The organism is Microvirga arabica (assembly GCF_016811235.1).
Classification (GTDB): Bacteria; Pseudomonadota; Alphaproteobacteria; order Rhizobiales; family Beijerinckiaceae; genus Microvirga; species Microvirga arabica.
In genome coordinates, this window is the sequence record NZ_JAFBID010000024.1 from 64,384 (window position 1) to 75,399 (window position 11,016).

At 66.2% G+C, this 11,016-nt stretch carries 11 protein-coding genes; 5 read left to right on the forward strand and 6 right to left on the reverse strand.

Annotation, left to right across the window (positions count from 1 at the left end):
- Nucleotides 1–32: 32 nt before the first annotated feature.
- Both JQC81_RS14300 and dsbD read right to left on the reverse strand, forming a co-directional pair.
- Nucleotides 33–533: a thioredoxin family protein gene (locus JQC81_RS14300; protein WP_203272478.1), complete on the reverse strand. Its 501-nt coding sequence runs from the start codon at nucleotides 531–533 to the stop codon at nucleotides 33–35.
- A complete protein-coding gene (gene dsbD, locus JQC81_RS14305; RefSeq protein WP_210347168.1) occupies nucleotides 533–2,386 on the reverse strand; it encodes a protein-disulfide reductase DsbD in 1,854 nt (617 codons plus the stop codon). The genes JQC81_RS14300 and dsbD overlap by 1 nt, the downstream gene beginning before the upstream one ends.
- Nucleotides 2,387–2,483: 97 nt before the next feature.
- Between dsbD and JQC81_RS14310 the strand changes: the two genes are divergently transcribed.
- Nucleotides 2,484–3,143 (forward strand): response regulator, encoded by a 660-nt coding sequence (locus JQC81_RS14310; RefSeq protein ID WP_203272479.1) that lies wholly within the window; start codon nucleotides 2,484–2,486, stop codon nucleotides 3,141–3,143.
- Between the two features lies 1 nt (nucleotide 3,144).
- Nucleotides 3,145–4,596 carry an ATP-binding protein gene (locus tag JQC81_RS14315; RefSeq protein ID WP_203272480.1) on the forward strand — a complete coding sequence of 484 codons (1,452 nt, stop codon included), beginning with the start codon at nucleotides 3,145–3,147 and terminating at the stop codon, nucleotides 4,594–4,596.
- Here JQC81_RS14315 and JQC81_RS14320 read toward each other — a convergent pair.
- A complete protein-coding gene (locus JQC81_RS14320; RefSeq protein WP_203272481.1) occupies nucleotides 4,532–5,947 on the reverse strand; it encodes an alanine/glycine:cation symporter family protein in 1,416 nt (471 codons plus the stop codon). The genes JQC81_RS14315 and JQC81_RS14320 overlap by 65 nt on opposite strands.
- Before the next feature lie 139 nt (nucleotides 5,948–6,086).
- On the opposite strand from JQC81_RS14320, the gene JQC81_RS14325 reads away from it, so the two are divergent.
- From JQC81_RS14325 to JQC81_RS14335, 3 genes are all read left to right on the forward strand, one after another.
- Nucleotides 6,087–6,887: a TlpA disulfide reductase family protein gene (locus JQC81_RS14325; RefSeq protein WP_203272482.1), complete on the forward strand. Its 801-nt coding sequence runs from the start codon at nucleotides 6,087–6,089 to the stop codon at nucleotides 6,885–6,887.
- A 178-nt stretch (nucleotides 6,888–7,065) separates the two neighbouring features.
- Nucleotides 7,066–8,400 (forward strand): sulfite oxidase, encoded by a 1,335-nt coding sequence (locus tag JQC81_RS14330; RefSeq protein ID WP_203272483.1) that lies wholly within the window; start codon nucleotides 7,066–7,068, stop codon nucleotides 8,398–8,400.
- Between the two features lie 12 nt (nucleotides 8,401–8,412).
- Complete coding sequence (locus JQC81_RS14335) at nucleotides 8,413–8,784, forward strand: hypothetical protein (protein WP_203272484.1); 372 nt, start codon at nucleotides 8,413–8,415, stop codon at nucleotides 8,782–8,784.
- 67 nt (nucleotides 8,785–8,851) lie between these two features.
- On the opposite strand, the gene JQC81_RS14340 is transcribed toward JQC81_RS14335, so the two are convergent.
- From JQC81_RS14340 to JQC81_RS14350, 3 genes are all read right to left on the reverse strand, one after another.
- Nucleotides 8,852–9,472, reverse strand: coding sequence for a class I SAM-dependent methyltransferase (locus tag JQC81_RS14340; RefSeq protein ID WP_203272485.1), 621 nt, complete (start codon nucleotides 9,470–9,472; stop codon nucleotides 8,852–8,854).
- A 152-nt stretch (nucleotides 9,473–9,624) separates the two neighbouring features.
- A complete protein-coding gene (locus tag JQC81_RS14345) occupies nucleotides 9,625–9,960 on the reverse strand; it encodes an ArsR/SmtB family transcription factor (protein WP_203272486.1) in 336 nt (111 codons plus the stop codon).
- 137 nt (nucleotides 9,961–10,097) lie between these two features.
- Complete coding sequence (locus JQC81_RS14350; protein WP_246520419.1) at nucleotides 10,098–10,712, reverse strand: DUF938 domain-containing protein; 615 nt, start codon at nucleotides 10,710–10,712, stop codon at nucleotides 10,098–10,100.
- Between the last annotated feature and the right edge of the window lie 304 nt (nucleotides 10,713–11,016).

Below are 11,016 nucleotides of genomic sequence, written 5' to 3' on the forward strand. Positions count from 1 at the left end.
TTCCGTGAGCGAGGATTGGACGAAGCGCCAGGTCACAGCCCTGCGAGATTGATCGTGTCGAGGAACAGGTTGGCGTCGATGGACCCGACCAGACGGGTTCCGGGCATCTCCCGACCGTCCTTCGGATCGACGACAAACATCGTCGGCGGGCCTGGCACCCGAAGGTGTTCCATGAGCGCCCGGTTGCCCGCGTCGGCGGCGGTCACGTCCGCACGCACCAGGGCGATGTCCTCGAGCCGCGTCCTGATGACGGGATTGGAGAAGACGCGGGCGTCGATGCCCTTGCAGATCGAGCACCACTCCGCCGTGAAGTACGCCAGCATCGGCTTCTTTTGCGCACGGGCCCGCCTGACCGCCGCATCGAAGGCCTCCCGCGTGGTGACATGGGCGAAGGCCAGTTCCGCCGCCTGCGCCTGCACGCTCTGGGGCACGAGCGCCAAGCCCGGGAGAAGGGCTGCGTACGTCAGGATCGTCCGGCGCGAGCACGCGTCGGCCCGCGCGGAGGCACGGGAACGGGAGGAGCTGACAGCCATCACGCACCGGCCGCCGTTAGCTTCTGGAGGAAGCCATCCGCATCGATTGTGCCGATGGTCCGCACCGGGGTGATCTCCTGTCCTGTCTTCGGATCCAGGAACAGGATCGTCGGCGGCCCGATGACGCTGAAGCGCTGCATGAGGGTGCGGCTTGACTCGTTGTACTCCGTCACGTCCGCCTTGATGAACGCCACGTCCTTGAGCCTTTCCTGCACATCCGGATTGCCGAAGACGTCGCGCTCGATCTCCTTGCAGGTGACGCACCAATCCGCCGTGAAGTCGACGAGGATCGGCTTGCCTTGCTGCCGAGCCGTGCTCACCGCCGCATCGAACTGCTCGGGCGTGGTCACCTGGGTAGCTGCCAGCTCAGTCGTTGGCTCAGGTTGCGATCCGCGGGCCAGGAAGGCGAGCGGCTGGAGCGGATCGGTTGCTCCACCTGCCGTGCCAACGACCAGGGTGCCGCCATAGAGCACCGCCGCAATGCCCGCCGCCTTCGCGACCCGGCGGACCGGGGCGCTGGGCGTCGGATCGAAGGCACCGAGAAACACGCCGGCTCCGATGGCGAGCATGGCCCACAGGGCAAGTGTCACCTGGGCCGGAACGACGCGGGCGAGCATCCAGACGGCGACACCCAGGAAGACGACACCGAAAACCTGGTTGACGCGTACCAGCCAAGGCCCCGACTTCGGCAGGGCCTTGGCCCCGACGGTGCCGTACACGATCAGCGGCAGGCCCATGCCGAGGCCCAGCATGGACAGGGCTGCGGCCCCGCGGGCCGTGTCGCCGGTCTGGGACACGTAAAGCAGTGCCCCTGCCAGCGGCGGCGTCACGCAAGGGCCGACGATCAGGGCCGAGGTGAAACCCAGGGCCGCCGCGCCGGGAAGCGAGCCGCCCATCCCGGAGGTCCGGCCGGAGATGAAGCTGGTCAAGGAGCTGGGGAGTTGGAGCTCGAACAGGCCGAACATCGACAGCGCGAGGACCGCGAAGAGCACGCTCATGGCGCCCAGCGCCCATGGCGTCTGCAGGGCCGCCTGGAGGTTTTGCCCGGACCAAGCCGCGGCGATGCCGAGCAGGCCATAGGCCGCCGCCATGGCGAGCACGTACGTGGTCGAGAGCGCGAATCCCCGCCCCGCCGAGAGCTGGCCTCCGCTGCGGGCGAGCATGCCCGACAAGATCGGGATCATCGGCAGCACGCAGGGGGTGAAGGCGAGCAGGAGGCCGAAGCCGAGGAAGGTCGCCAGGACCGATGCCAAGCTGCCGCTCATCCAGGCATTGTCCTGTGGAGCGGCTTGCGAGGCCAATGGGGCGGCGTTGGTGGACGTGGTGGGTTCGACCGCCTGCAAGGGGCCAGTCGGCACTGTGCTCCAGGGTGGACCGCCATTCGAGGCCGCTGCACTCTGGTTCACCGCCGCTGGAAGCGTCGCGAGCTCTATGGCCTTCGTCTCGGGCGGATAGCAGATGCCGAGTTTTTCAGCGCAGCCCTGGTAGGTGACATGGATCGTCTGCGGCGAGCCGGCGGCGGCCAGCGAGCCGGCCGACACCGTCGCGCGGGCCGCGTCATGGTAGACCTCAGTTGTACCGAAGGTCGGATCGTCCTTCTTGATGCCGGGGCTGGTCTCGACCGGCATTGGCTGGGCGTCGCCGGGAGAGGCCGAGACGATCACTTTGTCGCGATAGAGATACATGTCCGGGGCAATCGCCCAATCGAGGATGACGCCTCCGTCGGCGCTCTTCGAGGCGCTGAGCCTGAACGCCTCGTCGGTGCTTGGGATGTTGAACTGCGCGTGCGCCCCGGCCGAGCTGAGAACAAGCGCAGCAAGCACGAACAAAATTCGGATAGGATTGTGGGACAAGCGAATCCTCGCGACTAGAACAACTTCCCCCCAAACTCCCGGCCAACCTTAAGGCAGCCTTAAGGGTAGCGGGTCACAGAACCCGCGGAGGTGCTCGATGCGTATTCTTGTGGTTGAAGACGATGCGATGCTGCTCGACGGGCTGAAGGTCGGCCTTGGCATTCACGGCTTCACGGTCGATGCGGTGGCGTCCTGCGGCGACGCCCGGGCCGCGCTCGCCACGGCCGAGTTCGATGCTCTTGTTCTTGACCTGATGCTGCCGGACGGCTCCGGGCTCGACATCCTGCGCGAGCTGCGCCGGCGCCAGGACGCGACGCCGGTTCTGCTGCTGACCGCAAAAGACACCGTGGCCGACCGGATCGGCGGCCTCGACAGCGGCGCGGACGACTATCTCGGCAAGCCTTTCGACCTCGACGAGGTCGCCGCCCGGCTGCGCGCCATCTCCCGTCGGGCAGGCGGGCGGGCGACCCCGACCCTATCCTGGAACGGGATTGAACTCGATCCCGGTCGCCGAACCGTCGAGATCGACGGCAACCCGATTGGCCTCTCCCGCCGCGAGTTCTCGATCCTGGAAGCCCTCATCAAGCATCCGGGCACGGTGCTGTCGAAGGACCAGCTCGCCGACCGGCTCTACGGCTGGGAGGAGGACGTGGAGAGCAACGCGGTCGAGGTCCACGTCCATCATCTGCGGGTCAAGATCGGGCGCGATGCCATCGAGACCGTGCGCGGCCTCGGGTACCGCCTTCGGAGCGCCTGACATGAGCTCGATCCGCACCCGGCTGTTTGTCATTCTCATCGCCGCCACGACCCTGATCTGGCTGTTCGCGACGGCCTGGATCTATCTCGACACCAAGCGCCAGCTGCAGCACGTGCTCGACACGCGCCTCATGGAGGCCGCGCGCATGGTCGGCTCGCTCGTCACAAGCGGCGAGATCGCGTTGTCGGCCCGTGCGGACGGTGCTCTGGCGTCCATCCCCCTCCCCGAGCCGGCCCATGTCAGTTACGAGCGCCAACTCTCATGTCAGATCTGGTCGTTCGACGGCCGCCTGATCGGACGCTCCAGCGGCGCGCCGGAAGCCGAGCTGTCGGACGAGGCCAGCGGGTTCTCCGAACGGGAGGTCGGCGGCGAGCCGTGGCGGGTCTATGCCGTGGCCGATCGCGACAAGGGCATCCGGGTGCTGGTCGGTGATCGGCTCGGCCTGCGCGACCGCCTCGTGACGGACCTCGTCCGCGGCCTGCTCCTGCCGGCCGCCCTGATGGTCCCCCTGCTGGCCTTCCTGATCTGGGCCAGTGTTGGCCGCGGGCTCCGTCCCTTGCGCAGTCTGACGCAAGGCCTCAAGGCGCGCGGTGCCGAGGAGCTGTGCCCGATCAGCGTCGGCAACCCGCCGTCGGAGATCCGTCCTGTGATCGAGGCCCTGAACGGCCTCTTCGGCAAGGTCGCGGCGGCGCGCGAGCACGAGCGCAGCTTCACGGCCTTCGCCGCGCATGAGCTGCGAACCCCGCTGGCAGGGCTGCGCACCCAGGTCCAAGTGGCCCTGGCGGCGAAGGATGCGGAAACCCGAGAAGGAGCCTTGAGGCAAACGCTGGTGGCCGTCGACCGCACCAGCCGGCTCGTGCGCCAGTTGCTCGCCATGTCCGAGCTCGATGCCACCGCGGACGAGAGCGAGCCTCACGACATCCTCGTCGGCCCGGCCTTGGAGGAGGTCATCGCGAGCCTTGGCACGGGCACGACCAACACGCGGGTGGAGATCGACCCCGCGCTCCACCACACGACGATCCGGATGAACCGCGAGCTGTTCCACCTCGCCGTGCGCAACCTGCACGAGAACGCGGTGCAGCACTCGCCGAAGGGCGGCCTCGTGCGCTGGTTCCTTGATGGCAGCGCAAGACCACCGGTGATCGCGGTGGAGGACGAGGGTCCGGGTATCCCGGAGGACGAAATCGGACTCGTGACCGACCGGTTCTTCCGTGGACGTCACCGCAGCGCCGTGGGCAGTGGCCTCGGCCTCGCCATTGTCAACGCGGCGCTCAGGCGGGCAAAGGCGACCTTCGAGCTCCGCAACCGCCAAGATCGCCCTGGGCTGCGGGCGGAGTTCGGGATAGTCAACTCGAAAGCGTTCCTGCACCCGTTGGTGGACGCCTTGGTCAGCCACGGCTCCACACGCCAGTCCCGATCCGGTCCGGCAGGTGCGGATTCGCTTTCGAATTGAACAATGGCGTACCCTTCGGCAGGGCCTGCTCATAGTCTGCGAGCGCGCCAAACGCCCACCGCCCAAGAAGGAGAATTGCCGTCAGGTTGACCAGAGCCATCAGCCCCATGGCCACATCGGCCAGTCCCCACACAGTTGGCAGTTCGCCCAGGCAGCCGCCGGCCACGGCAAGAAGCACGATGACCTTGAACACCTGCATCATCGGAACAGAGGCCCCGAGATAGGTGAGGTTGCCGTCGGCATAGGCGTAATTGCCGAGGATCGACGAGAACGCGAACAGGAAGATCACCAGCGTCATGAACACCATGCCGGTGTCGCCGAACCAGGCGGCAACGGAGGCCTGCGTGAGCGTCGCGCCCGCGATCTCCGCCGGCCGGGCCGGATCGTAGACATCGGAGACCAGGATGATGAAGGCGGTCGCCGAGCAGATGATGATCGTGTCGACAAAGACGCCCAGAGCCTGAATGAAGCCCTGAGAAGCCGGATGGCTCACAGTGGCTGTGGCCGCCGCATTGGGAGCGCTGCCCATGCCCGCCTCGTTAGAGAACAGGCCGCGCTTGACGCCGTTTAGGAGAGCCGCCGCAATCCCGCCGAACGCGCCAGCGGCGGCCTGATCGAGCCCGAACGCCGACCTAACGATCAGGGAGAGCACCTCCGGCACCTTCTGAATATGGAGCCCGATGATCACCAGGGCGAGCGCGATGTAGGCCAAGGCCATGATAGGCAGCATCCACTCTGCCACGCGAGCGATGGCCCGCATCCCGCCGAACAGGACGGGAGCTGCCAGGATCACCAGGCCGATGGCAGTGGCCAGCGGTGGAATGCCATGCGCGGAGCTGAGGGTGTCGGCAATGGTGTTGGCCTGCACGGCGTTGAAGGTCAGCCCAAACGTGAAGATCAGCAGGATTGCGAAGATGCTGCCCCAGAATCGGGAGCCCAGCCCGCGCTCAATGTAGTAGGCCGGCCCGCCCCGGAACGTGCCATCGGGTTGCGGCACCTTGAAGAGCTGGGCCAACGTGGCCTCAATGAAGGCGGTCGCCATGCCCACGAGGGCGACTATCCACATCCAGAAGATTGCCCCCGGGCCGCCGAGAGTCAGCGCAATCGCAACGCCTGCGATGTTGCCGGTCCCAACCCGGGAGGCAAGGCCGATGCAAAAGGCTTGAAAGCCCGAGATCCCCTGCCCGGCTCCTTCGCGCGAGTGTGAGAGGGCGGACCAAAAGTGGCCGAAGCGCCGGAACTGCAGGAACCGGGTACGGATCGTGAAGTAGGCGCCAGCACCGAGCAGGACATAGATCAGCAGGTGATCCCAGATCAGCGTGTTGGCCCATTGGATCGCGGCATCAAGCATAGATGATCCTCTCTGACGAGGGATTCGCGGGAACGGCGGCTGCGATCAAGCAACGCGTCCCGCCTATCATCGTTCGACCATCAGGGGCCTGCACTGCCTCTTAAGGCTGCCTTAAGCTGGCTCTCGAACCAACTGGCTCATGCAAGTTGTCTCAATCGGTCCCCTCGTCTTCGCCGGTGATCGCCTCGCGGCCATCGCCGGCATCGGTGCCTTCATGATCGCGACGTCGATCCTGTCCTCCCGCCTGGATTCCCGCGTTGGCCGCTGGTCGACCTGGGCTCTACTCGGCGGTTTGATCATGGCCCGGCTGGGGCATGTCATCGAGCACGCCGCCAGCTTTGCGGTGGAGCCCTGGCGGGTCTTCGCGGTCTGGCAGGGCGGGTTCTCCTGGCTGTGGGGCGCCGCCGGAATCGCGCTGGTCTCCGCGGCCCTGGTGCGGACCCGCCGGGCCGCCATCGGCGCGGTGGCCAGCCTTGTTATTGGCCTGTTTGCCTGGAACGTGGTGTGGCAGCTGACCAGCGCCACGCCGTCCACACCGATGCCGGAGGTAGCCCTGGAGCGCGCGGAGGGAGGATCCGTCGTCCTGACCACCTTTGTTGGAAAGCCCGTTGTCGTAAACCTGTGGGCAAGCTGGTGTCCGCCATGCCGGCGCGAGATGCCGATGATGGCCGAGATGGCAGCGGCGAGAGACGACGTCACGTTCCTGTTCGTGAACCAGGGCGAGAAGCGCACGACGATTGAGGGCTACCTGAACACCGAGAAGATCACGCTTTCGAACGTGCTGCTCGATGTGCGCATGGACGTGCCTCGCCACTACGCCACGCCGGGTCTGCCGGTCACCCTCTTCATCGGCGCGAACGGGAAGCTCCGATCCGTCCACGTTGGCGAGATTTCCCGGGAGGCATTGACGGGCGCGCTCAACCGGTTGCTGTCGGAGTAGTCGAGTTGCGATGAAGGGCTGCCGGCGGCCCCTCATCGCTTGGGAAGCGCCTTCCGACGCGCCGCAGCCCTCCCTCCTCTGCCGCGCTGTCTTCACAGGCCAAGCTTGTTGTCCTACCATGCGGCAAACGACGCTGCGGCCACGAGCCCGGCGCGGCGGGGGCCTGCGGAGGAACGCCATGACACGCCAAACCGAGCGGTCGCCCCAAGACCCACCCATTGACGGTCAAAAGCCCCCGGAGCCGGGAGGGATCAGCCGCCGCGGGCTCCTAACCAGTGTCAGCCTGGCGGGCCTCGGAGCCGCCGTGGGCGCCAGCGTCCCTCTGTCCTCGAACCCAACCGGCACCATGCTCCCGTCGGCTCTGGCGCAGGGGGCTCCCACATCAGGTGCCGCTGCCCAGCCATCAGGCCCACAGCCCCTCGACTACCCAGGCAAGGAGAAGGGTCTCGTTGTCCTTGGCGAACGGCCGCTGGTGGCGGAGACGCCCGAGCATCTGCTCGATGACGAGACGACGCCGATCTCGAAGTTCTTCATCCGCAACAACGGACAGATCCCCGAGCCCGCCGCAAGTCCTGATGCCTGGAAGCTGACCGTCGACGGTGAGGTCAACAACCGGCTTGAACTGACGCTTGCCGAGCTGAAGTCTCGTTTCCAACCCAAAACCTACCGCATGGTGCTCGAATGCGGCGGCAACGGCCGCTCGTTCTTCCAGCCCCAAGCCCGCGGCAACCAGTGGACGAACGGTGGCGCGGGCTGCGCCGAATGGACCGGCATTCCATTGAGCGAAGTGTTGCAGGCCGCAGGGCTCAAGGATACGGCGAAGTACACCGCCCATTATGGTGCCGACCCGCACCTGTCGGGCGACACGACCAAGGAGTCGCTCTCGCGCGGCATGCCCATCGCCAAGGCTATGGAGCCGCACAGCCTGATCGTCTACCAGATGAATGGCGAGCCCCTGCCCACCATCCATGGCGGGCCGCTGCGGCTGGTGATCCCCGGATGGCCGGGCTCGCTGTCGCATAAGTGGCTGACGCGGATCACGATCCGCGACCGTGAGCATGATGGCCAGGGCATGACCGGCACCTCCTACCGGGTGCCGAACACGCCGATGGTGCCGGGCGGCACGGCGGACGAGAAGGACTTCCGCATCCTCGAATCCATGCCGGTGCGCAGCATCATCACCGCTCCGGCGAACGGCACGAGGCTGCCGGCCGGGACGCGGGCGGTGGCCCTGAGGGGTGCCGCCTGGGCCGGCGATCTCACGGTGAGCCGTGTGGATGTTTCGACGGATGCCGGCCAAACCTGGACGCAGGCGACGCTTGCCCCGACCCGCAACCGCTACGACTGGAACCGGTGGACTGCGGCCGTGCCGCTGCCGTCGGACGGCTACTACGAGATCTGGACGCGGGCCACGGACGCGAACGGCCGGATGCAGCCGCCCGTCGCCCATAACTGGAACCCGCAGGGGTACGGCGGCAACACCATGCACCGTGTAGCCGTCCTGGTGGGGTGAGGGTCGTTGATCGTGCGATGGTTTTACTGGCTGCCGATGCTCGCCCTGGCGGCATCGGCCTCTTCCGCCTCTGCGCAGACCCAGCAGGGGCCTGCGCCTGCCTTCACGCCCAAGGACGAGCGGATGGAGGATCTGCCGGAGGGACCTGGACGGGACGAGACCTTCGGCCTGTGCACGGCCTGCCACGGCTACAGGCTGGTGTCGAACCAGGGCCTGACTAGGGACAAGTGGGACGAGACGATGACCTGGATGACGGAGCGGCATGGCATGCCCGACATCCAGGGCGCCGACCGCGACCTGATCCTCAACTACCTCGCCACGCACCATCCACCCAAGGCGCCGGCGCGGGCGGGCGGGTTCAGGAACCCGTTCGCGCCGCAATAGGGAATTCCGTGACGCCCCTGAACTCGCGGGGGCGTCCGGGGTCGGAGCAAAGGGTTCTGGCCGGAGGTCAGGATGGCTTGCGCGCGACCAGATCCACGAGGGCCGACACGCCGTGGTGTCCGGTCCCCTCCTGGATGACGCTGTCGTGCTCCACCAGGCTGACAATCTCGAAATCGTGGAAGGCCTCGCGCAGCATGGACACCGTGTACATGTTCTCCGCATGCGGCGGGCCGCCGGTCCCGTATCCGACCTGCTCCGGCCGGTAGCCCTGCAGGAGGAGCAGGCCTCCGGGAGCAAGCGTGCGCCGGATGCCCCGGAAGATCGCCTCACGCAAGGTCGGATCGGCGAACTGGATGAAGATGGCGGCCACTACGTCGAAGCTGCTTTCCTGCCACTCCCAGCCTGCCAGGTCCGCCTGAACGAAGGAGACCTCGACGCCCCTGCTTTCCGCGAGTTGACGGGCCTTTGCGATGGCCACTGGGGAGAAGTCGGTCGCGGTGACACGCAGCCCCTGCTCGGCCAGCCACACGCCGTTGCGGCCTTCCCCGTCGGCCACAGCCAAAGCCCTCTGTCCGGGCGCGAGGAGGTGCCGTTGACTGGCCAGGAAGGCGTTCGGGCTGGTGCCAAACAGGTAATCCTCGCCGCTGTAGCGCGTGTTCCAGCGCTCCTGGTCCGATTGTTCGCTCATGAAGCCTCCTGCTATTTTTTTAGGGAGCCCCGCCCTTGCACATGAAGGTCAAAGGCCGTGCCCCGCTCCTGGGCGCAATGCAGATCGTTCGTTGCAAATCCAGCGCCCCGGGTGGGCGCGACGGGCCGGTTGAGGTGGCACCCACCTCCTTGTCAGGCAGACCCGCCGTCCTTCGCCTGCTTGCAGAACAGGCTGTAGAGGGTGGCGAACAGCTGCTCGATGCGCGGATCGGCGATGCGGTACCAGATCGTCTGGCTCTCGCGCCGGGTCGCGACGATGCCTTCGTCGCGCATCTTGGCCAGATGCTGCGACAGGGCGGATTGCGACAGGCCCACGGCTTTGGCCAGCGCGGTGACATTGGCCTCGCCCCATTCCACCAGCTTGCACAGGATCATCAGGCGGCGCTCGTTGGCGAGCGCCCGCAGGATGTCCGCGACCTCGGTCGCCTGCTTCTCAAAGGTCTCCAAGTCGAGGTCCAATCGGGGCATACGCATACCTACAATCTATAAGATTAGACTAATTTAGTATATGCTTATGTTTCCGCAAGAGGATCGGCACCCTGCATGGGGGCTGGCGAGCGGAATGCCCGTGAGGGCGCTGCGGGGCGACTTGGGCCCCGGCTCGCCTACCTTCGGAACACTAGGCTGAGATTGTTGGCGGGCATGGCGATGCGCTCGGCGAGGTCCAGCCCATGCGCCCTTGCGAGGTCAGTCACCTCTTCCAAGTCACGAACACCCCACTCTGGATTCCGGCGTCTGAGGTCCTGGTCGAAGGCCTCGTTGCTGGGGGCCGTGTGGGCGCCATTCTCCTTGTAGGCCCCGTAGAGAAAGAGCACGCCGCCAGGCGGGAGCACCCGCCCTGCCCCGGCCATGAGCCCCTGCGTCGCCCGCCAGGGAGAGATATGGACCATGTTGATTGCGACGAGAGCGTCAGCCTGCTCGACGGGCCAATCCGGGGCAGAGGCATCGAGCCTCAACGGCGCAAGAAGATTGGGCAGCCCTGACGCTGCGCGATGAGCGGCGATGCTGTTCAAGGCTTGCTCGTCCTGATCGGTGGGCTGCCACGTCAGGTGCGGCAGCGCGGCGGCGAAGTGATGGGCGTGCTCGCCGGTCCCGCTGGCAATCTCCAGAACCAGTCCGCTAGCTGGGAGCACCCGCTGCAGGACGGCCAGAATTGGATCCCGGTTCCGCGCCACCGATGGCGAGGTCAGCGCCGCATCCATGCTCGGTGAGTTCGTCATGATGATGGTTGATCTCCTGAGATACACGTCGGGCAGGCCGGGTCGTCACGTCGGATATAGGTTGCCATGATCCGGAAAAATCCGTCAGAGCTCTTTAGCGGAGCCGCTGGGTTCAGCACTGTAGCGTGAATTTTAGGGTTCTTTTATTGGCCATTCTCTATCGATCCCTACCGTTCGCGAACGTCTGCTCCGGGTGATTTAACTGCCCTCGGCTCAACTTCTCAGAAGTGCCAGCACCCGACCTTCGCAGGGTGTTCAAAACCACCCTGAAACTTGGATGCAAACCCTTAGGCCGGCTTAACCT

Excerpts from the sequence above, each read along its gene's own strand:
- JQC81_RS14315 (WP_203272480.1), top strand. The coding sequence starts at position 3,145 with ATGAGCTCGATCCGCACCCGGCTGTTTGTCATTCTCATCGCCGCCACG.
- JQC81_RS14345 (WP_203272486.1), bottom strand. The coding sequence starts at position 9,960 with ATGCCCCGATTGGACCTCGACTTGGAGACCTTTGAGAAGCAGGCGACC.
- JQC81_RS14325 (WP_203272482.1), top strand. The coding sequence starts at position 6,087 with ATGCAAGTTGTCTCAATCGGTCCCCTCGTCTTCGCCGGTGATCGCCTC.
- JQC81_RS14330 (WP_203272483.1), top strand. The coding sequence starts at position 7,066 with ATGACACGCCAAACCGAGCGGTCGCCCCAAGACCCACCCATTGACGGT.
- JQC81_RS14340 (WP_203272485.1), bottom strand. The coding sequence starts at position 9,472 with ATGAGCGAACAATCGGACCAGGAGCGCTGGAACACGCGCTACAGCGGC.
- JQC81_RS14320 (WP_203272481.1), bottom strand. The coding sequence starts at position 5,947 with ATGCTTGATGCCGCGATCCAATGGGCCAACACGCTGATCTGGGATCAC.
- JQC81_RS14300 (WP_203272478.1), bottom strand. The coding sequence starts at position 533 with ATGGCTGTCAGCTCCTCCCGTTCCCGTGCCTCCGCGCGGGCCGACGCG.
- JQC81_RS14310 (WP_203272479.1), top strand. The coding sequence starts at position 2,484 with ATGCGTATTCTTGTGGTTGAAGACGATGCGATGCTGCTCGACGGGCTG.
- JQC81_RS14350 (WP_246520419.1), bottom strand. The coding sequence starts at position 10,712 with ATGACGAACTCACCGAGCATGGATGCGGCGCTGACCTCGCCATCGGTG.